At 47.3% G+C, this 23,807-nt stretch carries 22 protein-coding genes and 2 other annotated features; of the genes, 2 read left to right on the forward strand and 20 right to left on the reverse strand.

Annotation, left to right across the window (positions count from 1 at the left end):
• Nucleotides 1-39: 39 nt before the first annotated feature.
• Together NST70_RS10580 and dut are read right to left on the reverse strand one after the other, a co-directional pair.
• Nucleotides 40-1,452 (reverse strand): O-antigen ligase family protein, encoded by a 1,413-nt coding sequence (locus NST70_RS10580; RefSeq protein ID WP_035188385.1) that lies wholly within the window; start codon nt 1,450-1,452, stop codon nt 40-42.
• Nucleotides 1,453-1,543: 91 nt separating this feature from the next.
• Nucleotides 1,544-1,996: a dUTP diphosphatase gene (gene dut / locus NST70_RS10585; protein ID WP_035188387.1), complete on the reverse strand. Its 453-nt coding sequence runs from the start codon at nt 1,994-1,996 to the stop codon at nt 1,544-1,546.
• A 104-nt stretch (nt 1,997-2,100) separates the two neighbouring features.
• Between dut and NST70_RS10590 the strand changes: the two genes are divergently transcribed.
• Nucleotides 2,101-2,274 carry a hypothetical protein gene (locus NST70_RS10590; protein ID WP_168986088.1) on the forward strand — a complete coding sequence of 58 codons (174 nt, stop codon included), beginning with the start codon at nt 2,101-2,103 and terminating at the stop codon, nt 2,272-2,274.
• Nucleotides 2,275-2,326: 52 nt separating this feature from the next.
• Here the strand turns inward: NST70_RS10590 and rplT are convergent, their stop codons facing one another.
• The 18 genes from rplT to NST70_RS10680 all read right to left on the reverse strand — a co-directional run bounded on the left by rplT (nt 2,327) and on the right by NST70_RS10680 (nt 22,496).
• A complete protein-coding gene (rplT, locus tag NST70_RS10595) occupies nt 2,327-2,680 on the reverse strand; it encodes a 50S ribosomal protein L20 (protein WP_013859897.1) in 354 nt (117 codons plus the stop codon).
• A gap of 33 nt (nt 2,681-2,713) precedes the next feature.
• Complete coding sequence (rpmI, locus tag NST70_RS10600) at nt 2,714-2,911, reverse strand: 50S ribosomal protein L35 (RefSeq protein ID WP_014097776.1); 198 nt, start codon at nt 2,909-2,911, stop codon at nt 2,714-2,716.
• A 23-nt stretch (nt 2,912-2,934) separates the two neighbouring features.
• Entirely contained in the window at nt 2,935-3,456 is a 522-nt protein-coding gene (gene infC, locus NST70_RS10605) for a translation initiation factor IF-3 (protein WP_071646874.1), read from the reverse strand.
• A 71-nt stretch (nt 3,457-3,527) separates the two neighbouring features.
• Nucleotides 3,528-3,643, reverse strand: a sequence feature (ribosomal protein L20 leader region).
• Between the two features lie 399 nt (nt 3,644-4,042).
• On the reverse strand, nt 4,043-5,296 hold the full coding sequence (locus NST70_RS10610; protein WP_017551256.1) for an MFS transporter: 1,254 nt from the start codon (nt 5,294-5,296) through the stop codon (nt 4,043-4,045).
• 111 nt (nt 5,297-5,407) lie between these two features.
• Nucleotides 5,408-7,330 carry a threonine--tRNA ligase gene (gene thrS / locus NST70_RS10615; protein ID WP_035188390.1) on the reverse strand — a complete coding sequence of 641 codons (1,923 nt, stop codon included), beginning with the start codon at nt 7,328-7,330 and terminating at the stop codon, nt 5,408-5,410.
• A gap of 123 nt (nt 7,331-7,453) precedes the next feature.
• Nucleotides 7,454-7,676 (reverse strand) — a binding site (T-box leader).
• Nucleotides 7,677-7,791: 115 nt separating this feature from the next.
• Complete coding sequence (locus tag NST70_RS10620; protein WP_035188393.1) at nt 7,792-8,628, reverse strand: putative sporulation protein YtxC; 837 nt, start codon at nt 8,626-8,628, stop codon at nt 7,792-7,794.
• 125 nt (nt 8,629-8,753) lie between these two features.
• Nucleotides 8,754-9,698, reverse strand: coding sequence for a primosomal protein DnaI (gene dnaI, locus NST70_RS10625; protein WP_026683631.1), 945 nt, complete (start codon nt 9,696-9,698; stop codon nt 8,754-8,756).
• Entirely contained in the window at nt 9,695-11,092 is a 1,398-nt protein-coding gene (locus NST70_RS10630) for a replication initiation and membrane attachment family protein (protein ID WP_035188397.1), read from the reverse strand. Before NST70_RS10630 ends, dnaI begins: the two co-directional genes overlap by 4 nt.
• Before the next feature lie 14 nt (nt 11,093-11,106).
• Nucleotides 11,107-11,565 carry a transcriptional regulator NrdR gene (gene nrdR, locus NST70_RS10635; protein WP_013859905.1) on the reverse strand — a complete coding sequence of 153 codons (459 nt, stop codon included), beginning with the start codon at nt 11,563-11,565 and terminating at the stop codon, nt 11,107-11,109.
• A gap of 284 nt (nt 11,566-11,849) precedes the next feature.
• Nucleotides 11,850-12,884: a glyceraldehyde-3-phosphate dehydrogenase gene (locus NST70_RS10640; RefSeq protein ID WP_035188398.1), complete on the reverse strand. Its 1,035-nt coding sequence runs from the start codon at nt 12,882-12,884 to the stop codon at nt 11,850-11,852.
• Between the two features lie 131 nt (nt 12,885-13,015).
• Complete coding sequence (coaE, locus tag NST70_RS10645) at nt 13,016-13,618, reverse strand: dephospho-CoA kinase (protein WP_035188400.1); 603 nt, start codon at nt 13,616-13,618, stop codon at nt 13,016-13,018.
• A 16-nt stretch (nt 13,619-13,634) separates the two neighbouring features.
• A complete protein-coding gene (gene ytaF, locus NST70_RS10650) occupies nt 13,635-14,273 on the reverse strand; it encodes a sporulation membrane protein YtaF (protein ID WP_014097756.1) in 639 nt (212 codons plus the stop codon).
• A gap of 64 nt (nt 14,274-14,337) precedes the next feature.
• Nucleotides 14,338-15,171: a DNA-formamidopyrimidine glycosylase gene (mutM, locus tag NST70_RS10655; protein WP_035188402.1), complete on the reverse strand. Its 834-nt coding sequence runs from the start codon at nt 15,169-15,171 to the stop codon at nt 14,338-14,340.
• Between the two features lie 35 nt (nt 15,172-15,206).
• Nucleotides 15,207-17,873: a DNA polymerase I gene (gene polA, locus NST70_RS10660; protein ID WP_052123268.1), complete on the reverse strand. Its 2,667-nt coding sequence runs from the start codon at nt 17,871-17,873 to the stop codon at nt 15,207-15,209.
• A gap of 181 nt (nt 17,874-18,054) precedes the next feature.
• Nucleotides 18,055-18,990, reverse strand: coding sequence for a malate dehydrogenase (mdh, locus tag NST70_RS10665; protein ID WP_014097753.1), 936 nt, complete (start codon nt 18,988-18,990; stop codon nt 18,055-18,057).
• Between the two features lie 71 nt (nt 18,991-19,061).
• Nucleotides 19,062-20,336, reverse strand: a complete 1,275-nt coding sequence (gene icd, locus NST70_RS10670; protein ID WP_014097752.1) for an NADP-dependent isocitrate dehydrogenase — start codon at nt 20,334-20,336, stop codon at nt 19,062-19,064.
• Between the two features lie 197 nt (nt 20,337-20,533).
• Nucleotides 20,534-21,649 carry a citrate synthase gene (citZ, locus tag NST70_RS10675; protein WP_014097751.1) on the reverse strand — a complete coding sequence of 372 codons (1,116 nt, stop codon included), beginning with the start codon at nt 21,647-21,649 and terminating at the stop codon, nt 20,534-20,536.
• Nucleotides 21,650-22,028: 379 nt separating this feature from the next.
• On the reverse strand, nt 22,029-22,496 hold the full coding sequence (locus tag NST70_RS10680) for a DUF441 domain-containing protein (RefSeq protein WP_014097750.1): 468 nt from the start codon (nt 22,494-22,496) through the stop codon (nt 22,029-22,031).
• A 166-nt stretch (nt 22,497-22,662) separates the two neighbouring features.
• Here NST70_RS10680 and ytvI point away from each other — a divergent pair, with 166 nt between their 5' ends.
• Nucleotides 22,663-23,781 carry a sporulation integral membrane protein YtvI gene (gene ytvI, locus NST70_RS10685; protein ID WP_014097749.1) on the forward strand — a complete coding sequence of 373 codons (1,119 nt, stop codon included), beginning with the start codon at nt 22,663-22,665 and terminating at the stop codon, nt 23,779-23,781.
• Nucleotides 23,782-23,807: the final 26 nt, after the last annotated feature.

Here is a 23,807-nt window from a genome sequence, read left to right on the forward strand (position 1 = left end):
CATGCAGTGCCACTTCACACGACAGATATGCTTGTCCCTCTATTCGTTTTCTTTATCCGGTGTTTTATCACTCAGCTCTTTGTCCGGCGTTTTTTCGTCCGGTTTGCCCCGATTGTTCCTGACTTCTTTTTTGCAGATTTCAAATGGCTCTGCCGTTTCATGGACCACGGATTCAATCGCTTTTATTTCTCCCGTGATAGCCCGGCTGATAGACTGCAGTTCCGGTTTGGGAAGCTGCCGTTTTAATATGTTGTGTTTGACGTTCAGCCTGTTTAAAAACGCGACATGCGGTTGAAACATTCGCTTTGAATACCGCTCCCAGTAGGATAAAAGCACTACTGCCAGCATCCCGATTTGGGGCGAGAAAACTGGTTCATCGAGAAAGCCGGTCAGGACGATTACCGGCAGGCTGAGCAGAAAAATGTTCAAGTAACGATAATTTCTTTTTATGAAAAATAATCTGCCCAATTTGCACACCCCCATGGCTAACACAGCAAGAAAAGCAATACCGCCAATTGCCCCGTATTCGACAAAAAAACCGATAAAAATATCATGGGCGTGGTAAATATTTTTATGGAACAGGCTGGCATATACTTTCCCGAAACCAAGTGGTGTTGTGCCAAACAAAAAGTGGGTTTCAAAAATTTTATAGGAATGATACCAGATCTTTTCCCTGCCCGTTAGAGAACCTTCAATGGAATGAACTCTCGGGATGACCGCCGCAAGCTTGCCTGCTCCGAGCGCCAGAAACAGAAGCCCGCCTCCAAAAATCCATTTATTCCATCTGAAAAAGAAAATAAAATAAATGCATATCATCGAAATAAAACCGGCCCGTGATCCAGTATCAAAGACGCCTTTACTAAGGAAAAAAAGCGGGATACATTTCCAAATCAAGTTTTTCCAGTCTTTCTTGCCCGCGTCTTTCAGCATCTCCGCAAACAGAAATGAAATCCCGATCAGTAGCAGAAACATCGTGAAATTCGGATTGTAAGTACTGCCGATTAATCTGTTGTAATGTTTAAAACCGAACAGCTCCGTGCCGGTCAGAAATGCCAGCACTGGGTCATCCGACAACATTTTTGGAAGCCAGCCAATGAAAATACCATAAAGGCCACAGCCGATCACAATCCAGCGGAAATGCTTGAATCTGCCCCTTGTTCCGCTGTCCATAATTTTAAGGAAAATTCCCCAGTAAAACAAAATCCTTAAGCTTTCAGCAAGAAGGAGCGGTTCTCCCATTTGCACAGCCGCTCCGGTGGTTGCTGCCAAAAGACAGAGAAAGAAAAAGGAGACAGGGGAAGATGAAAACAACCGTTTATTTTTGATATGCCTGTACAGTTCCGAAAGGCTGAATACAAGCATGATAAACAGACCAACAGGCGGGAGCGCAAAACACAATACTGCAGCCAGTTCAAATGCATGCTCTTTTATAAAGTGTATTAAACTGTTCATAGGATTCCTCGTTATTCGGATCTAATTGCTCAGGAACCACTATACCATGCACAGATTAAATTTCGTTGAAAAAATCTCATGAAAAGAAATTTTATTTTTCATTTATTTTGGCAATCCCAGTGGATCCGAACCCGCCTTCCCCTCTTTCGGATTCTGCTAACTGTTCCGTAACACTTACGGTGACAGACATGACGGGTGCGATAATCATTTGGGCGATTCGCATCCCTTTTTCAACTTTGAATGGCGTCTTTCCAAAGTTGATTAAAATGACTTTAATTTCTCCTCTGTACCCCTCATCAATCGTACCCGGGCTGTTTAAAACGGTGACCCTGTGTTTTAAAGCGAGCCCGCTTCTCGGCCTGACCTGCGCCTCTGTTCTGCGCGGCAGCTCGATGGCAATGCCGGTACGGATCAGTTCCGCTTCCCCCGGTGCAATGTTTTTTTCTTCGATGGAATATAAATCCAACCCTGCATCTCCAGGATTGGCCCTTTGCGGCAGTTGTGCATCAGGATGCAATAATTTTACCTTTAAAACATCATCCATTGAAATCGCTCCTCGTATAGTTCTTCCATGATTATATCAAACTAAAACAGGTTTTTACTTTTTTCCGGGAATCCGGAAATTTTTTACCAGAAGGGGGACTATTCTTGGTTAAAATGACGAAAAAGATGCCAAAAATTCCGGCAGAGCCTGAAATGACAATCGCATCCGACCAAAAAGAATTTCAGCCGGGCGAGTCAGTGGACGAACATGCCAATTTGGAAGCTACAAACGAAACTTTGAACCAGGAAGAAATCAGACAGCAGACGGAAAATTTATAATGCTTTTTTTAAAAAACAGAGCCCCCGGCATGCCGGAAGCTCTGTTTTTTGATTATAATGCTGCTTTTGCTTTGTTTGCCAGTTCGGCAAATGCTTGTGCATCGTTCACAGCGAGGTCGGCAAGCATTTTGCGGTTCACTTCAATGCCTGCCTGTTTCAAACCGTGCATCAAACGGCTGTAGGAAAGGCCATTGATTCTTGCCGCAGCGTTAATACGGGTAATCCACAGTTTGCGGAAATCGCGTTTTTTCTGGCGACGGTCGCGATACGCATACATGTAGGATTTCATCACTTGCTGATTGGCAACTTTAAATAATGTATGTTTTGAACCATAATAACCTTTGGCTAATTTCAGAACTTTTTTGCGTCGTCTGCGGGTAACTGTACCGCCTTTTACACGTGGCATAATCTTTTCCTCCTAATTGAAAGCTTTGTTTTCTTACAGATTGTCGAGCATTTGGCGGATGCGTTTCATGTCGCTTTCGGATACAAGCGTTGATTTACGCAGCTGGCGTTTTTGTTTTGTCACTTTATTTGCGAACAAATGGCTTCTGTAAGCGTGGGAACGTTTCAGGCTGCCGGAGCCGGTTTTCTTAAAACGCTTGGCAGAGCCGCGGTGTGTTTTCATTTTTGGCATGATTAGTCCTCCTTAAGTTGACGTTACTTCTTCTCTGTTTTTGGTGCGAGCACTAAGAACATGCTCCGTCCGTCCATTTTCGGTTTGGATTCGACCGTGGCGACTTCGGCACATGCTTCTGCAAACCGGTCGAGGACGCGCTGCCCGATATCTTTATGGGTAATGGCGCGGCCTTTAAAACGGATCGAGGCTTTTACCTTATCGCCTTTTTCCAAAAACTTAATGGCATTGCGGAGTTTTGTATTAAAGTCATGTTCTTCGATGGTCGGGCTCAAACGAACCTCTTTTACGTTAATGATTTTTTGCTTTTTCCGTGCTTCCCTGTCTTTTTTCTGCATCTCGAAACGGTATTTTCCGTAGTCCATGATGCGGGCAACAGGCGGTTTTGCGTTTGGCGCAACAAGTACAAGGTCAAGGTTGGCACGTGCCGCAATCTCCAATGCTTCGTTCCGGGATTTAACTCCCATCTGTTCGCCGTTTTGGCCGATTAAACGGACTTCGCGGGCACGAATGCCTTCGTTCACCATCATGTCTTTGCTAATAATGAGCCACCTCCAAGATAATTTCAAACAAACGTGTGAATATTTCGCTTGCGAAAAAGCCCTGAACGTACTGCACACGAAAAAAAGCGCAGGGAACACACCCGCGCTTATGATCACGATCATTGATAGATACCTGACAACTGCACCATTGCGTCAACAGGTGAGAAGCGGGCTGCTCCTTCTTTTCACAAACTTATATTCAATTTCACTCAATTATTGTATCACTTTACCGTATCCATGTCAATTTGCAAGAATCCCGGAAAATCTGTTTAACTTTTTTTGGCTCAACATGCGTTATTTTATCAAAACGGCAGAGAAATCGCAAGTGTTTTTTTGGTCTCCTCTCTGAAGTGCTTAATGAAAATGCTTGTCTTTGTTGAAACAAAAGCTTCTAAAAATAAAGCTTTTACATCAAGCCTGAGCATCTATTTACATGCTTTTTTCGGTAGGCAAGAGAGCGGCATTTTATATAAAATGAACGGAAATTGGATCAAATGTAAATCAATTTTTCATTTTCCCCTCCTAACCATGCCACCGGTTTCAATCCATTTTTCTGAATGATGGTTGTACCTTCCATTTATCTCCTTTTTTATCTACTTAATTTCACATACGTATGGTCAATCTCCACAACTTTTGGCAGTTTTCTCATTCTTCCGCTTCCCATATAAAACAGTGCCAGGACAAACAACCCTATTCCAAAAAAGCTCATGGTAAGCTGGACAGAAGTGATCTTGGCCATCACGCCGCCGATCAATGATCCTGCCGGCATCGCAAGCGATAGCAAACTCACGTTGATGGTATTGACCCGCCCTAACATTTGTTCATCAGGCAATTGCTGAAATATGGCAGAAAACAAAACATTGATGGCACCAATAGATAACTCGGAAATAAACATAAGCGTATAAACATACCATATCGAAACATTGCTCAATAAAATCATGAAAAGCCAGGACAACCCGGAGAGCAAAAAGCCTGCAGCCAATATTTTGCCAAACGGAAATATCCGGCTGATTTTATCCGCGCCTGCCGCTCCCGCCAAAGCCCCTAAACCCAAAGCCGCTGTCATGATGCCGTAGGATGAAGCGCCTTCGCCCGCAGTATTGGCGAAAGAAGGCAATACGACCATTACAATTGCGAAAAAAAAGTTTAAAAACAGCAAGGGGATTAATAATTGCAAGATGAAAGGCTGTTTGACAAACGATAGGCCTTCTTTAAAATCCCGTTTGTACGCCTGCCATTCTTCCCGTACGCTCCCGGTTTGCTTGCTTCTTTTTACCTGTACTTTTAAAAACAAAAACAGAATGGATGAGAGTATAAAAAGAAGCGAATTCATCCCGAGCACCATCGACATCGAGAAAGCGGCGAGGATAAACCCGGCAATCCCATTAAAGAAAAAATCCGAACCCTTATATGCAATGGACATGAGTGAATTGGCCTTGACGAGATCTTTCTTTTCCACGGCTTTCGGCAATAATACGCTTTCTAACGGGTAAGTCAGTTCCGATAAAAACGAAAGAACCGGGATGGAAAGCAACAGCAGCCAGACATTCATGATGCCAGACTTGCTTAAAACAACAAGAAAAAGCAGTAAGCCGGCTTGTAAAAAGCTTGCTGTAACCAGCAATTTTTTTGCATTTATTTTATCAAGAACCGGGCCGTAAAATAAACTCAGCACCTCTGTCATTGAAAATAAGAATCCGGCAAATCCGGTATAAACCGTCGAGTTCCCCCCTAATTTTAAAACCATCCACATCATCGCAATATAATAAACACTATCCCCGATATTGGTGAACAGCCTGCCAAAAAACAACGCATTAAAATGACGATTCCGAAATAAGTCCATTAGGCTCCGTCCCCTTCCCCTGTGCCAACCCATTTTTTCCTCTATTATATAATAAAAAGCACCCTGCAAACCTTTTTGTGGTCCTTTAGGGTGCGTGATTTCTTGTCTGTTTTACCGTTTTATTTCTTCTTTTATCTTGCTGAGGAATGTGTCCACCGGCACCGTTTCCGTTTGTTTCTCGCCGTATTTGCGAACATTGACCGCATTGTCTGTGGCTTCCTGGTCGCCGACAATGAGCGCGTACGGGATTTTTTGCACTTGGGCTTCACGGATCCGGTAGCCCAATTTTTCATCGCGGGCATCAAGTTCAGCGCGGACCCCTTCCGCCTTGAGCGCTTCTTGGACTTTCCGCGCATAGTCATAATGGGCATCCGGTGATACCGGGATCACTTGTACTTGAATCGGCGCAAGCCATGTCGGAAACGCCCCTTTGTATTCCTCGATTAAATAAGCGACAAACCGTTCCATTGTCGAGACAACGCCGCGATGGATGACAACCGGGCGGTGCGGCTTACCGTCTTCCCCGACATACGTCAGGTCAAACCGTTCCGGGAGCAGGAAGTCAAGCTGCACGGTTGACAATGTTTCGTCTTTGCCAAGCGCCGTGCGGACCTGGACGTCGAGCTTCGGGCCGTAAAATGCGGCTTCGCCTTCCGCTTCGTAATAGTCAAAACCAAAATCATCCATCGTTTCTTTCAGCATCGCCTGTGCCTTGTTCCACATTTCATCATCATCATAATACTTGTCCGTATTTTCCGGGTCACGGTACGACAGGCGGAACGAGTAGTCGGTAATGTTGAAATCTTTATATACCTCAAGAATCAGTTCGACCACGCGCTTGAATTCTTCTTTAATCTGGTCCGGACGCACGAAAATATGGGCATCATTCAATGTCATGCCGCGCACCCGTTGCAGGCCGGAGAGCGCACCTGACATTTCATAACGGTGCATGAGCCCGAGTTCGGCAATCCGGATCGGCAATTCGCGGTAGCTGTGGATCGTATTTTTATACACCATCATATGGTGCGGGCAGTTCATCGGACGCAACACGAGTTCTTCATTGTCCATTTTCATGACCGGGAACATATCTTCCTGGTAATGGTCCCAGTGGCCGCTCGTTTTATACAGGTCCACGCTGCCAAGCACCGGCGTATAGACGTGGTCATAGCCGAGTTTGACTTCCTTGTCGACAATATACCGTTCAATGGTGCGGCGGATCGTTGCGCCTTTTGGCAGCCAGAGCGGCAGGCCTTGTCCGACTTTTTGCGAGTTCGTGAAAAGTTCGAGTTCTTTCCCGATTTTCCTGTGGTCGCGTTCTTTTGCTTCTTCCAGGAATTTCAAATGGGCTTCGAGATCTTCTTTCTTGAAGAAAGCCGTCCCGTATATGCGCTGCATCATTTTGTTGTTGCTGTCGCCGCGCCAGTATGCACCGGCAATGTTTAATAACTTGAATTCCTTAATTTTTCCGGTTGATGGCACATGGACGCCGCGGCACAGGTCAACAAATTCGCCCTGTTCATAAACCGTGACCGTTTCGTCCGGAATCGCATCAATCAGTTCAAGCTTGTATTCATCATGTGCAAATATTTTTCTGGCTTCGTCACGGGATACGACTTTGCGGACAATTTCAAGATTTTCCGCAACAATTTTTTTCATTTCCTTTTCAATTTTCGGCAAGTCTTCCGGCGTGAGCGACACTTCAAGATCCATGTCGTAGTAAAATCCGTTTTCAATTGCAGGGCCGACGCCAAACTTGACATTGCCATACAGGCGGCGGACAGCCTGTGCCATCAAGTGTGCCGTGCTGTGGCGCAAGATTCCGAGCGCATCTTCATGCTCAGGGGTGACGATTTCAATTGCGCCGTCTTCTTCAATCGGTGTGCGCAAATCGAGCAGTTTGCCGTTCAGTTTGCCGGCGAGCGCCTTTTTCCTGAGGCCCGGGCTGATCGATTGGGCAATCTCTTCCGTTGTTGTTCCAAATGGAAATTCCTTTAAAGCACCATCTGGAAAAGTGATTTTTACGATCTCTGCCATATGTCCCACTCCTTTAAAAATTAAGCTGTCACGCGGGCGGCCTGCACGAGGCTGCTTTTTGCAGGCATCCGTACGAGCACGTCCGCACGAAAACACAGCCAAAAAATAAAAAACCCGCCCCCGGCAAGGGACGAGTTTTGTACACGCGGTTCCACCCTCATTTCCGCACGTCTTTACGCGCGGCTTGAGTATGATAACGGAAATATCCGTCAGCCGCTACTGATTTTGTTCACGACTGAAGTTCGGAGGCGGTAAGCATCCTGTCCGTGCCGGAAAGCTTGCAGCCTGAGGCTTTCCTCTCTGAAAGGCGGTAACAGAATCCTGTTGTCCTCGTCATCACATTGACTTTTTCATTTCCAATTGATTATGTAAGTAATTATAGAAGTTTGCAATGAAAAAATCAAGGGATGGCGATTGATTTTGTTGCCGTGCTGCATTTGCCCCCGGTTCAAGCCCCCTTTTTATTCACTGGCGGCGAATTGATCGTGCATAAAATGCATCCGGCTTTTCACGGCCACCCGTTCTTCAAAAATATTGCATATCGTACGAATCAAAGCCTGGTCCGGCGTATCCGTATAAATTTCAATCCGGCTGGGCGCAATCGATAAAAGCGGTGCAATTGTGACTGAGTCAATATAGACAGGGTGGTTGGACAGAAGCCTGCGGTCAATCAATCCGTTCAGTTCTTCCCTCGTCATTTCCCGGAATTGGCCGTTGTAAAATTTCACCTGTTCCCCGAGGCAAAGCTTTATTTTTTCCCTTTTTGGTTCTTTTTGCTTTAAGTAATCCCTAAGGCTTTGCACAAAAATCTGGTATTCCTGTTCCATTTTGTATTCGTCAATCGCAATGCCGATGTATCGGTCAAGACAGTCAAAATAGCCTTTTAAGCGGAACGTCAGCACGGAAGCGAGCGGCAATGTGCACGATTCGCCAACCAGCGGTGCGACCGCTCCTTCAATAGCGGCGCGTTCGTCGATCTCACCCGCCAGATCCGTCAGCTCCGGCCGCTCTCCTTTCAGCATGCCGTCTACGATTTCGAGTATCCGGTTTTGCTCTTCTTCCGCCTGAAAAAAATAGGCTTGTTTCAGTTGGTTACAAATCCACTCGTTTCTTTTTTTCTTCATGATGAAATTTGCAACGGCTGCCTGCAGTTCCTGTTTATTGCCGGCCGCTTCCACAACATAATGTATTTTCCCATGCAGCACTGCTTCCCGGATTTTCACAGTGCGCCGTTTTTCCTTTGCAAAATATGCTTTTATCCATAATGCATCATCCTTGTCCCTGATCAGGAATTCCAATCCAAGCCCCCCCTGTACGGTAAAACATTCTCGTTTGCTTTACCTTATGTATATGAAGCGGCATCAGCAAATAGAAGACGGGAAAGCGTTACGAAATGAAAAAAGCGGGCCCCCTCATGCAAGGGTCAGGCCCGCTGGTTCGGCCCCTCCATCCGGACAGGGGCGCTTAAATATTTGATGCGCTCGAGAATGCGCGCTGCTTTCAATTCTTCCTTTTCCCCGCGCTGGGTATAAGTGAAATGGTACTCTAAATCCTCATAGCTGAAATTGGATGTAAAAAAAGTGGGAAGGTCTTCCTGCATCCTGTATTGGAGAATCGGGCCGAGCACTTCATCCCGCGTCCAGCTCGAGTTCGTTTCCGCACCGATATCATCCAACATCAATACGGGCACTTGCTTCACCGTATCCAGCTTTTCCCCGGTGGAGTGGTCGCCGATCGAGTCCTTCATTTCGCGGAAAAACTCAGGCACATACACGATTAAAGAAGAGACCTGTTTCCGGTCCGCCAGCTCGTTCGCAATTGCACCAAGCAAATACGATTTGCCGACGCCGAAATTGCCGTATAAATATAGTCCCTTCATTTTTTTGCCCGGCTCGTATTCACGGACAAAGCGATGCGCAAAATCGTATGCATCAAGACGCCCCATTTGTTCAAGGAAAAAATCACCAAAGGACGCCTCCAATATTTTTTTCGGCATGTGCATGCTTTGGATCAGCCTGCGCGTTTTATTGCGCTCATCCTCCAATATTTTCTTCTGGCACCTTTTATAGTGGATCTCAATATTGCCATGTTCAATAACGAGTTCCGGCACATACCCTTTCATCATATTCACGCATTCGCCAAGGCTTTTGCACCGGCTGCAATTTTTTTCCTGTGAAATGAATTCGTACAGTTTCATCCAGCTTTTTTCAATCATCGATTTTGTGACTTCACCGTGGTGTGCATCCAAAAAAGCGCGGATGTCGGGATGCGTGATGATTTCCTGCTTCATTTCTTCATAACGCTTGCGGAAACTAGGATTGGATGAAAGCCTTTTGAGTGTCTCATTTATGTTTTCCACCGCCTTCACCCTTTCTTGTATTGTTCACGTATTTTTTCAAGCCTTTTTCTTTTTTCTTCCATTGACTCGCCATCGGCTTGGACCGCGGTCGCAGTGGTTTTTTGGTCTTCTTTTTTAAACCAGTCCGGCAGCTTTTCAACCCGGACCGGCTTTCTCCGTCCGGTGCCGTTCTTCTCTTTATTGTTCAGCCATTGTTTGTACTGGCGGTCTTCTTTTTTGGCAAACGCCATCGCTTCCTTGGCGGTTTTCAGTTTTTTGCGCGCCCAGTGGGAAGCCACTTTTTCTAAATAATTTTTCGACAGCTTCATATCGGTTTTAAATAAAACATATTGGATTAGTACATTTACAACCCCAAGGGGAAGCTGCTGGGCAAACATGACTTCTTCAATGGCGGCAAGATCTGCTTTCGCCGGTTCGCTGCCGCCCGAAAAATCGATCAGCATTTGTCTCGGAGAAGTCGTTTCCAGGTAGCGGAGGAATTTCTCCTCATCGTTTTCCGGCTCTTTTTGTTCTTTCGCATCCGCTTCTGGCTGGAAGCGGTCAACAAGGCGTGGCAGTTCGTCATGATGTTCAATCTGGTACCAGCTGCGCGCGATTTTCCGCAAATCCTCCACCCGGATTTCCAAGTCTGCCGTCAATGCCTGGAGCAAAATTTTCTTTATGTCCAGCTCATTTAAACCGTATAAAAATGAAAGCTTCACAATCGCTTCTCTGACTTCCGGCGTAATGGCACGCAGCGGAATCAGTTCATCACGTAAGTTTGCATATAAAAGGTCAAAATTAAAATGGGTGTTTTCGATTTTTATGACCGGGGCGGCGGTTTTTTCGATATAGCGGCGGTTTTCTTCCAGCCGGCTGAGTTGCTGCGCTTCCGCCTCATTCAGCACTTCGGGGCCGATTTTTGCGGCATACACATCCTGGAATGAGCGGGTGATGTCCCGGTACTCACCCGGTTCTACGGCGCGGTCGGAGAAGAAGTGTTTCAACCGCTGGAAATGTGTTCTGCCGAGCTGCCGGTACAGGAAAACATTTAACAAACCGTCGTTGAAAAACTGTTCCGGGGACAGGGGCGGCTGCAGTTCGTATATAAACATGCGGATGTCGTCCGTTTGTTTCATATATGTTTTCAAAAGCCCAATGCCTTCAAGCTTCAGCCGGGCTTCGTAAATTTCAGACAAATTCATGGATAAAAAGCTCATCAGATGGTAATGGTTCCAGTCTTCGGACCAGAGCCGGCCGACTTCCACTTCATTCCATAATGTCATATACAGGCTGTAACATTGCGGCCCGATTAACGGCTGGTACAGGAGCGAAATGACCTTTTGATCGTAGTCCTGAAGCAGGCCGTTTGACGATGCACGATAACGGTCAGCTGGCTGTATTTCATTCCAAATCGGTTTCATAAAAGGCACTCCGTTTAAGCATTCTTGTTGAGCAATTCTTTCAGTTCATCGAGAAAAACATTCAAGTCTTTAAATTGGCGGTAAACGGAAGCAAAGCGGACATAGGCCACTTCATCCACTTTCGACAGCCTGTCCATCACCATTTCCCCGATCAGGGTGGAACTGACTTCTGTATATCCTTGCCTGCGGATTTCTTTTTCGATCTCCATGGAGATTTTTTCAAGCTGGTCCAGCGACACAGGCCGTTTTTCACACGCTTTAATCAGCCCGCGCAAAATTTTCTCACGGTTAAATTCTTCGCGGTTGCCGTCTTTTTTCACGACAATGAGCGGGGTTTCTTCCACTTTTTCAAACGTGGTGAAGCGGTACGAGCAGTCTTCGCATTCACGCCTTCTGCGGATGGAACGGCCTTCGTCCACCGGCCTTGAATCGATCACACGCGTATTGTTGCTATGGCAAGACGGACATTTCATATGAACCCCCCGTTCTGATACATTCTTACTACCATCATATATAAAAGAAGGCGAATAGACAACAGAAAGGTTTATCCTATTCCCGAAAGAAATTTATACATGCAGAACATATTGGATGTATCTTCTGTTTGTATATCCGGAAAAGTCCTCACTTTTCATCTATCCATCAATAGAATAGAAAGGTTTACACTTCTATTTCGTCAGCGTCCCGCACAAGTCATCCTCCGGCGCGGCTCTGAAAACTGGTAACGAAAACGGAGCAGGCTGGTGCTGCTCCGTTCGGCTTAGGCAATATTGATTTTCCCGGTTTCTTCCATTTTTTCCGCGACGAGCTGTGCCAGTTGTACGACGCGGCAAGAATAGCCCCATTCATTATCGTACCAGGCCAGCACCTTGACTTTGCTTCCATCCATGACCATCGTGGATAAGCCGTCGACAATGGCCGAGTACGGATTTGTCGTATAATCCGAAGAAACGAGCGGCACTTCTGTATAGTCCAAAATGCCTTGCAGCGAGCCTTTCGCCGCCGCCTTAAATGCATCATTCACTTCTTCCGCCGTCACTTCTTTTTTCAAATCGACGACAAGGTCCACTAGCGATACATCCGGGGTCGGAACACGCAGCGCCATGCCGTGTAGTTTCCCTTTCAGTTGCGGGAGAACAAGGCCTAACGCTTTTGCCGCCCCGGTTGTCGTCGGAATGATCGATTTGCCACAGGCCCGGGCACGCCTTAAATCTTTATGCGGATTGTCGATATTGTTCTGGTCATTCGTATAAGAATGGACTGTTGTCATCAGGCCGTTTACGATCCCGAATTGTTCATCAAGTACTTTCGCGACCGGTGCCAGGCAGTTTGTGGTGCAGGAAGCGTTCGAGATAATATGATGCCGCTCGATATCTAAAACGTTTTCATTTACCCCTAAAACAATCGTGACATCTTCATTCTTCCCGGGCGCTGTCAACAGTACTTTTTTCGCGCCTGCCTGAAGATGGAGCGCGGCTTTTTCCCTTGCATTGAATTTTCCGGTTGCTTCAATTACCACATCAATATCCATTTTTCCCCACGGCAGTTGGGCCGGATTGCGTTCCGCCAAAAGCCGGATGCGTTTGCCGTTCACAATGAGTGCTTCCTCTTCTTCCACTTCCACTTCTCCGGGAAATACGCCGTGGATGGAGTCATATTTAATCAAATGTGCCAGTGTTTCCGCCGGATAGCAGGCATTCACCGCCACAATATTTAAAGCGTTATCCATCATGGCTTTTCTGAAAACCATTCTGCCGATGCGGCCGAAACCATTAATCGCAATTTTTGTTTCCACAGTGCAGACAACTCCTTCGAATAATAAATGACATACTTTTAATCCATTATTCATCAATTAGTATATCATATTTTAAAAGTTATGTAGCGTTATTCCCCTATTTTTGCATAAAAAAAACCATGATGTACCCATCATGGAACGAGCTGCCAATCTGACACGATTTTTTCAAGCTGCTGTTTTGTTTCCTCCAGGCTGCCATTGTTGTCGAGCACCGCATCCGCCAGTGCCTTTTTTTCGCTCAGCGGCATTTGCGCCCGGATCCGCATCTGCGCTTCTTTTTCTGAAAGGCCGTTTCGGGTCATTAATCTCTTTAACTGCGTCTCTCCATCCACGTAAACGAGGATGGTGCGTTCAACCATATAGGTAAGCCGGCTTTCAAAAAGAAGCGGGATATCCAGAAAGACAGTTTTTTTCCCATTTTCAATTGCCCGGTCCTTTTCCCGCGTCATCCAGGCCCGGACTGCAGGGTGGACAATGCTGTTTAGTTTCATCCGGAGTGCTTCATCCGCAAAAATGAGTGCCCCGAGTTTTTTCCGGTCAAGCGTGAGATCTTGCAGCAAAATCCCTTCGCCGAACGCTTCAATGATTTGTTCATACGCAAGTTCGCCGGGTTCGACCACTTTTCTTGCGGCAATATCCGCATCGACAATCGTAAACCCTTTTGTTTTCAGCATATTGGACACCGTGCTTTTGCCGCTTGCAATCCCGCCTGTTAAGCCGATAATCTTTGCCATACTCCCACCTGCCTTGTTAAAACTTGCATATACCGATCAAAATGAGGAGAACACCTGGTATAAAGGAAATTTTCCGGATCCATTGCAGCCGGGAAAACAGCATGCCGAGCCGGATGCCGGAAGAGACAAGCAAAAAGCTCATGCCGGCAACAAGGAAACTGAGCAGAAACGGGGAGTAGCCCATGATGCCCGCACCGATCCCGGCACCGAATGCATCGAGCGAGAGCGCAATCCCAAGCATGACCGCTTCGATTCCCGTAATGGCCCCGGAACGGTCAAAATCCGCGCTCGTCGGTTTTTTCAAAATATGGATGACGACGCCCAATGAGCGGATTTCAAAGTTGAGCACGACCTTTTCCCCGGGTTCTTCTTTTTCGTCGTTTGACCGGAAAAACTGGACCATCACCCATGCCCCGATCAAAATTAAAATCACGCCGCCAATCCGGTTTGCCGTTTCCGGGCGAATCCAATGGAGTAGGCTCTTCCCGAACAGCACGGAAAGAAATAAAGACGCCCCCGAACAAACGGCGATGATGAGGAGGGACTTAAGCGGAATCTTCATCTTCCGCAGCCCGTATGTAAAACCTGTGCTGAAATTATCCATGCTGACCGCCAATGCCAATAGCAAAATCGAAAGCCGGAAACCCACGGCCATCGCCCCTTCCGTTTTGCATCGCTGCTATTAGTGTATGGAGGGGGCCTGGCCAATGTTCAACCTGTTATCTGCGTTTCTTTTGGCAATTCGGGCAGTAATGGGTGCCGCGGCCTGCTGTAACCATCTTTTCAATCGGGGTGCCGCATTTCCGGCACGGCTCCCCTTTCCGGCCGTAAACATACAGCTCGAGCTGGAACATGCCCATCTGCCCTTGCGAATTCACATAGGAACGGACCGTGCTGCCGCCTTTTTCAACGGCTTCCTGCAACGTTTGGACGATCTCGCTGTGTAAAAGATGTACGTCTTTTTTTGTCAGTGACTTTGCTTTCCGCTCCGGATAGATGCGGGCACGGAACAAGGCTTCGTCCACATAAATATTCCCGAGCCCAGAAATGACCGTCTGATCGAGCAAACAGGTTTTGATATTGCGTTCCGTTTTCTTTAATTTGTCGTATAAATATTTTTCCGTAAACGCATCGGATAACGGCTCAGGGCCGAGTTTTGAAAGCGGGAGAGAGGACAATTCCTCCCCCTTTAAAAACAAATGCATCGTCCCGAATTTGCGGACGTCTTTATACCTTAGTTCCTTTCCGGATTGAAAATGAAAAATCATATGCGTATGCTTTTCAACCGGTTCATTTTGGTCATAAACCCGGTACCGTCCTTCCATGCGCAAATGGGAGACAAGCGCGTAATGGTCCGTGTAAAAAATGAGAAATTTGCCGCGCCGCCCGAGCGAACGGATCGTTTCACCGGCCAGAGCATCGGCAAACGCCTCTGTGTGAAGCGGCTTTTTGACCATTTTTGGCAAAAGCACCGTTACGCTTTCAATCGTTTCGCCGGCAACGAGCTGTGCCAGCGTTCTTCGTATCGTTTCCACTTCCGGTAGTTCCGGCATGCTTGATTCCTCTTTCCTTTCTTTGTTGCCTGCAGCTATTTTGCATCAAACCAGGTCGGCCCGTATGCGGAATCCACTTTCAGGGGAGCGGCAAGATCTACGGCATGCTCCATCACTTCCGGCACAATTTCTTTCAGCACTTCAATCTCTTCTTCCGGCGCTTCGAAAATCAGCTCGTCATGGACCTGCAGCAGCAGCCGCGCCCGCAGTTTTTCTTTTTTCAGCCTTTTTGCCATATCGATCATCGCTTTTTTAATAATATCAGCTGCACTTCCCTGGATCGGTGTATTCATGGCCGTCCTTTCAGCAAAGCTGCGCAAGTTGAAATTCCGGCTTGTAATTTCCGGCAAGTAACGCCGCCGCTTTAAAAGGGTGGAGACATAGCCTTTTTGCTTGGCTTCCCTGACAATTTCATCCATATATTCCTTAACGCGCGGGTAGGACGCAAAATACCGTTTGATAAATTCGCCGGCTTCCTTGCGGGAAATGCCGAGATTTTGCGAAAGCCCGTAGTCGCTGATGCCATATACGATCCCGAAGTTGACCGCTTTTGCCTGGCGCCGCATCTCAGACGTTACTTCTTCCGCTTTCACATGGAAAACTTCCATCGCCGTTTTCGTATGGATATCCATGCCTTCGCGGAACGCTTCAATCAGCTTTTCATCGCCGGAAATATGGGCGAGCACCCGCAATTCCACCTGCGAGTAATCCGATGAAAAAATAAGCCAGCCTTCTTCCGACGGGACAAACGCTTGACGAATTTTCCGGCCTTCTTCCATGCGGATCGGGATATTTTGCAAATTCGGATCCGTCGAGCTGAGGCGGCCGGTCTGCGTCAATGCTTGGTTAAAACGCGTATGGACTTTGCCATCTTGGTGGACCACTTTTAAGAGCCCCTCAATATAGGTGGACTGGAGTTTCCCAAGCTGCCGGTAATGAAGGATTTCCCTGACGATTTCGTGGGCAGGCTCCAGTTTTTCGAGCACATCGGCAGACGTGGAGTATCCCGTTTTTGTTTTTTTAATGACAGGCAGCCCCATTTTTTCAAAAAGAATGACGCCAAGCTGCTTCGGCGAATTGATGTTGAATTCAGTGCCGGCCATGCTGTAAATCCGCTGCTCAATTTCATGAAGCCGGAGTTTAAATTCTTCGCCCATTTCTTTTAACCGGTCGGTATCGACTTTCACGCCGGTGTATTCCATATCCGCCAAAATAAGGGAAAGTGGGAGCTCGAGTTGTTCAAACAGTTCAAGCTGGCCGTTGTTTTTGAGCGCTTTTGTGCAAGGTTCGCAAAGGGCATCTATCGCTTCCGCTTTCCGGGAAATATGCTCGGCGTACCGTTTTTCCTCGGGCAGCTTCCGTTTCGCGCCTTTTCCGTAGACAGCCTCATCCGTTTCCACGTTCCCATAATCATGCGTTTTTGCCACCGAGGCAAAATCTTCGACCGTATCGGAAGGATTCAAGAGATAGGAAACGAGCAGCAAGTCAAAGTCGGTCCCACGCAGGTCTATGCCGTACCGTCTCAAAGCGACAATTGAACGCTTTGCATCGTAGACGTGTTTGATTTTGCTTTCATCTTCCACCCATTTTTTGAACGCTTCGGAAGAAAGTGCGTCTTCCGCCCGGAGGAAAAAGAGCCCTTTTTCGTTTTTTAAACCGAACCCGATGATCTCGCCAGTATGGTAATTTTCATCGAGAATCTCCACATAAAAAGAAGAAACATCGGCAAACAAGTTGTCCGTAATGTCTTCGGCAATGGAAAAAGAAATGGCTTCCAGTGCCGGTTTTTCTTCCGTCGGGGTGTCCCCGCCCATTTTTTCAAGCATTGATTTAAAGCCCAATTCCTGGTACAAATGCCGTAATTTTTCCGGGTCGGCGTGCTTGTATGCCGCCTGTTCAATGGAAATGGAAAGCGGAATGTCACGGTGAATGGTGGCGAGTTCTTTGCTCATCAGCGCCTGTTCTTTGTTCGCCTCCAATTTTTCCTGCAGTTTTTTCCCGGATACTTCCCCGATATGGTCAAGCAGCTCTTCCACCGTCGGGAACTGTTTTAACAGCTTAATGGCTGTTTTTTCCCCGATGCCCGGCACGCCGGGAATGTTATCGGATGAATCGCCCATCAGCCCTTTCATGTCGATGATCTGATGCGGCGTTAACCCGTATTTTTCCTCGACATGCGCCGGCGTGTAGGCTTCCATATCGGTGATCCCTTTACGCGTAATCATTACCGTTGTTTTCGGCGAAACAAGCTGCGTCATATCTTTGTCGCCGGAGATGACTTTCACAATAAACCCTTCTTCTTCCGCTTTTTTCGACAGGGTGCCGATGATGTCATCCGCTTCGTAATTTTCCAGTTCGTACCGTTCAATCCCGTGGGCATCGAGCAGTTCCCGAATCAGCGGGAACTGTTCGGACAGTTCCGGCGGAGTTTTTTGGCGCGTTCCTTTATATTCGCTGTATGTTTCGTGGCGGAAGGTCGTTTTGCCGGCATCAAACGCCACCAAAATATGCGTCGGCTTTTCCTCTTCCAATATTTTGGAAAGCATCATCGTAAAGCCGTAAACCGCATTCGTATGTATGCCTTTGTCATTGTTCAAAAGCGGCAAAGCAAAAAACGCCCTATAGGCAATGCTGTTTCCATCAATTAAAATCAATTTTTTCAAAACCAAAACCTCCCGGAAAAATGGAGAATATCCGTTCATATTCCTTTCCCCATTTTACCATGATTCGGCGCAAAGGAAAAATCGCGGCGCTTTTAAAAAAATAAATGAAATATTGCCGCTAAAAAAGGCGCGATCATCACCTTTTCCAGCAATTTTTAGAGGATCAGACGCGAAAAAAAGCCCCAAACCCTTCATGCGGATTTGGAGCAGGATTTTCTGTTTATGCGAGGGCATCCATGACTTTCCGGACGGAGGCGGCGGATTTGTCAAGCGCTGCTTTTTCTTCCGGTGTCAGATCGAGTTCGATGATTTTTTCAAGGCCGTTGCCGCCCAAAATGACCGGAATGCCGAGATAAATGCCGTTGTAGCCGTATTCGCCTTCGAGATAAGCAACGGCAGGCAGGATGCGGCGCTGATCTTTGGCAATGGCTTCCACCATTTCCGTTAATGCTGCTGCGGGCGCATAATAAGCACTGCCGTTACCAAGCAGGTTCACGATTTCCCCGCCGCCTTTTCTTGTCCGTTCCACAATTTTATCGAGGCGCTCTTTGGGAAGTAATGTTTCGAGCGGAATGCCGCCTGCGTAAGCGTAACGGACGAGCGGCACCATCTCATCGCCATGGCCGCCGAGCACAAAACCGGTAACGTCTTTGACGGAGACGTCCAGTTCCTCTGCGACGAAAGCGCGGAATCTTGCCGTGTCGAGCACACCCGACTGGCCGATTACGCGGTTTTTCGGAAAACCGGATGTTTGATAAACCGTGTAGGTCATTGCATCAACCGGGTTCGTCAGTACTATCAGCACGGCGTTTGGCGAGTATTTCACAATTTCCTTTGTCACGTTTTCCATGATCTTTTGGTTTGTCTGCACAAGGTCGTCCCGGCTCATCCCCGGTTTGCGCGCAACGCCCGCCGTGATGACGACAACATCGGAATCCTTTGTGTCTGCATAATCGGACGTGCCGGTGATCTTTGCATCAAACCCCTGTACCGGGGATGCTTCAAACATGTCCAAGGCTTTCCCTTTTACCGGGTTTTCCATTTGCGGGATGTCAACGAGCACCACATCCCCCAGTTCTTTTTGGGCAATCAGAAACGCCGTTGTCGCCCCTGTAAAACCGCCGCCAATGACCGATATTTTTTTCCTTTTCAGCATGACGAGCCCCCTTTGTTTAAATGTCAGCCGGCTGTAAAAAGGCAGCCGGCTTGCCGTAAATCATTTGTCCGTTATTTCCCCATGTTTTTAATCAGTTCATCGCCAAATTCAGAGCATTTGACTTCTCTTGCGCCATCCATCAGGCGGGCAAAGTCGTATGTGACCACTTTGGATGCGATCGTTTTTTCCATCGAACCGATAATCAATTTTGCCGCTTCATTCCAGCCCAAATGTTCAAGCATCAAAACACCCGACAAAATAACGGATGAAGGGTTCACTTTATCCAAGCCGGCATATTTCGGTGCCGTTCCGTGCGTCGCTTCGAAAATGGCATGGCCGGTTTCGTAGTTGATGTTCGCGCCAGGGGCAATCCCGATGCCGCCGACTTGTGCAGCGAGCGCATCCGAAATGTAGTCGCCGTTTAAGTTCATCGTTGCGACGACGTCAAATTCGCGCGGACGGGTCAAAATTTGTTGCAGGAAGATATCGGCAATCGCATCTTTGATAATGATCTTGCCGTTTGCTTCTGCTTCTTTCTGCGCCTGGTTGGCAGCATCCGCGCCTTTTTCTTCTTTAATGCGGTCGTATTCGGACCAGGTGAAGACTTTATCGCCGAATTCCCTTTCCGCCAGTTCGTAACCCCAGTTTTTAAACGCGCCTTCCGTAAATTTCATGATATTGCCTTTATGTACCAGCGTAACGGATTTGCGCCCTTCTTTGATCGCATAGTTAATCGCAGCGCGCACCAGCCGTTCCGTTCCTTCTTTCGATACCGGTTTGATGCCGATGCCGGAAGTTTCCGGGAAGCGGATTTTTTTCACGCCCATTTCATCTTGCAAAAACGAAATGACTTTTTTCACTTCCGGTGAACCTTCTTGATATTCAATGCCGGCATAAATGTCTTCCGTGTTTTCGCGGAAAATGACCATATCGGTATCCTGCGGGCGTTTAACCGGGGAAGGGACGCCATCAAAATAACGGACAGGGCGCAGGCAGACGAATAAGTCGAGTTCCTGGCGCAGCGCAACATTCAGCGAACGGATCCCGCCGCCGACCGGAGTGGTTAATGGCCCTTTAATGGCAATGAAATATTCGCGGATCGTGTCAAGCGTTTCCTGCGGCAGCCATTCCCCTGTTTTATTGAACGCTTTTTCCCCTGCATAGACCTCTTTCCAGACAATTTTCTTTTCGCCTTTATAGGCCTTCTCAACAGCCGCATCCAATACGCGCTGTGCAGCCGCCCAAATATCAGGGCCGGTGCCGTCCCCTTCGATAAATGGAATAATCGGGTGATTCGGTGTGTTTAATACGCCGTTTTCTACGGTGATCTTTTCTCCTTGTGCCATTTCAAAATCTCCTCCAGTCCCAATATCAGTTTATACTTGTGGTGTACACGGAATGAACCGGCCCCGCGCATGGTCCTGAGCCGGTCCTTCCCCACCAGATGCACGCTTGCCCATCCCCAAATACTTCCAGGAACGGGCGGGCGTTTTAAGAAAATAACGGATAAATTCAGCCGGGATGGTTCCCCGCCAAGGTCCCGTTACCGGTCTTCAAGCGGAACGTACTGGCGCATGCCCGGGCCAATATATTCCGCGCGTGGGCGGATAATCCGGTTGTTGGCGTATTGTTCCAAAATATGGGCGATCCATCCGGAAATGCGGCTGACGGCAAAAATCGGCGTGAACAGGTCATGGTCAATGCCGAGGCAATGATAGACAGATGCAGAATAAAAGTCTACATTGGCAGGAATGCCTTTTTCGCTCGTGACAATTTGCTCAATTTTTACCGACATATCATAATATTTACGCTGCCCGGTCAGCTCTGTCAATTTTTCCGACATTTTTTTCAGGTGTTTTGCGCGCGGATCGCCTTTTCTGTAAACGCGGTGGCCAAAACCCATAATTTTTTCTTTGTTGATGAATTTTTCATGCAGGTAATCTTCCACTTTATCGACCGAACCGATTTCCGTGAGCATTTTCATGACCTGCTCATTTGCGCCGCCGTGGAGCGGGCCTTTTAATGCGCCGATTGCAGCGGTAACGCCGGAATAGATGTCGGAAAGCGTCGCAACACAAACGCGTGCAGTAAAAGTGGATGCGTTCAGTTCATGGTCCGCATGCAGTACAAGCGCTTTGTTAAAGGCTTCCACTTCAATCGGTTCCGGTTCCTTTTCTTTTAACATGTACAGGAAGTTTGCGGCAAAACCGAGATCTCTGCGCGGTGCGACAGGTTCTAGGCCTTTCCTGACCCTTGCGAAAGCGGCAACAATTGCCGGTATTTTTGCCTGCAGCCGGATGGCTTTGCGCAAGTTTGCTTCCCGGTCCATTGCATCTGCTTCATCATCGTAAAGCGCGAGTGCGGAAACAGCGGTACGGAGCGCGGCCATCGGGTGCACTTTCCCGATCGGGTAAGTTTTAAAGCTATCCAAAATTTCTTTCGGCAATTCCATATGATCCGCCAGTTCCTGCTTAAATGTTTCCAGTTCGGATTTTGTCGGCAGTTTTAAATGCCACAGCAGGTAGACGACTTCTTCAAAGCTGGCTTTTTCTGCTAAATCATCAATGCCGTAGCCGACATATGTAAGCGTGTCATCGATGATCGAGCTGATTGAAGTTTCACTTGCAACGACCCCCTCTAGACCTCTTGTTGCTGTCATGCTTATCTCTCCTTCTCCTTAAGGTTGTTTCCCCCATCTCAAACGTAGATAAGTTGATTTCGGGGTATATATTTTTCTGCGGAATAAATAACGGTTGCCGGCCGGCAATATGCAAGCGATCACATACTCTATTATAATATAATAATTATATTTGTCTATTTTTTGACGTACATGCGCCCGCTTACATAAATCATTATAAACAATTTTCAAACACATTGGTACAGAAAAAAGCCAAATTTCTTCTTTTAGTATAGCGCTTTCGCAGCCGTGCTGGCAATCATTTTGATTTTAGCATATGCCCTTCTGTAGCAGCAGGAGAAAAACCGTTGAAAAATCTTTCTTCCAACGGTTTTTACATGTTTAAGCAAATTCCACCCGGCTAAAAACTGTTTGTCACCCATTCGACGATTTTCATGGCCATCCAGGCAATGCCGGCGCCGATCAGCGGCCCGACCGCAACCCCTTTAAACAAAGAAACGGCGAGAATGGTGCCAAGCACGAGCGCCGTCGTAATTTGCGGATCGCTCGCAAGCAGGGTGATACCGTTTTTGGCCAGAAGCGCGACAATGATACCGGATGCAAGTGCAATCCATGCATACGGCGATTTGAGCGATTCATACAAATCTTTAAAGCCGATCTGTCCGGTTGCAATCGGCACAAGGACGGCGATCGTAATAATGGTGACGCCCCAGTTGATCCCTTTCGACTGGACGGTTGAAAAAATTTTCGCATCCAGCCCTGCCACTTTCAGGACAAGTAGCACGATAACAGAAATGATTAACGATTGGTTTTTTGCCGCAAATCCGATCGCTAAAAGCAGCAGCAAAAATAAATACGGCTGGTACATAAGCATCCCTTCTTTCATGCTGAAAATCTTTTGGTGCCGGGTATTTTTTCTGAATTTTTGGCGAAGATAGAAATAGAAAATCTATCAAAAAAAACGGCTTTTTCTTTGTTTTACGCCCCCCGCCGTGTAAAATAATAACATATTAACGAATACAGGAGGGTCAGACTTGAATTCTGTTTACATACACCGCGCGCTGCGGGGCCTTTTTGTTGCACTGTGCATCCTGGTTGGCTTTTTTGCGGTTTATCTGGCTGTAAAATACGCTTATCCGTTTATTATTGCGCTGTTGATCGCGCTTATGATCAACCCGCTCGTCAATTTTCTGGACAGAAAGGTAAGGCTTCCGCGGGCGCTTGCTGTTTTGATATCCCTGATTCTGATCATTGGCGTCTTTGTCGGCATCATTACGCTGCTTGTTGCCGAGATCGTAACGGGGGCGAATTACCTTGCTGACGTTTTGCCGGAGCATGTCCAGACGCTTGTCAATTATTCGGAATCGCTTGTCACCGCCCAAGTTTTACCGCTGTACGACCAGCTGGCGGGCCTCTTTAAAAATCTCGATGCAGGCCAGCAGGAAACGATCGTGCAAAACATTCAGGCGGCCGGGCAAAAGATCGCTTCTTCAGCAGGTGATTTCCTGTCCGGGCTGTTTAAAAAACTGCCGGGGCTTGTTTCCTGGATTCCAAATGCGGCAACCGTGCTGATTTTTGCCCTGCTTGCAACGTTTTTCATCAGCAAGGACTGGAACCAGTTGACAGGCAAAGGAAAGCTGTTACTGCCGAAAAAAGCAAGAAAAAGCGGGATCACCGTGTTTGCCGACCTCCGCAATGCGCTTTTCGGTTTTGTCCGTGCTGAATTGACACTGATTTCCATGACACTTGTCATTGTGCTGATCGGGCTTTTGATTTTACGCGTGGATTACGCGATTACAATCGCCCTTGTTTGCGGCATTGTCGATATTTTGCCGTATTTGGGAACGGGCGTTGTGTTTGTCCCCTGGATCATTTACGAATTCATTACCGGCAGCCTGCCGCTTGCGATCGGGCTTACCGTCCTTTACATTGTCGTGATCGTGCAAAGGCAGATTATGGAGCCGAAAATTTTATCGTCCAGCATCGGAATGAATCCACTCGCGACGCTTATCGCCCTGTTTATTGGCTTTAAAACAGTCGGGTTCCTTGGCTTGATTCTCGGGCCGATTACACTCGTGTTGCTGACCGCGCTGATCCGCGCCCATGTATTCCATGACATTTGGAACTATATTATGGGCAAAAAAACAATATAAAAAACGCAGAGGCCGGATGCCTCTGC

The organism is Weizmannia sp. FSL K6-0777 (assembly GCF_038593185.1).
In the GTDB taxonomy this organism is placed as follows: Bacteria; Bacillota; Bacilli; order Bacillales; family Bacillaceae_C; genus Weizmannia; species Weizmannia faecalis.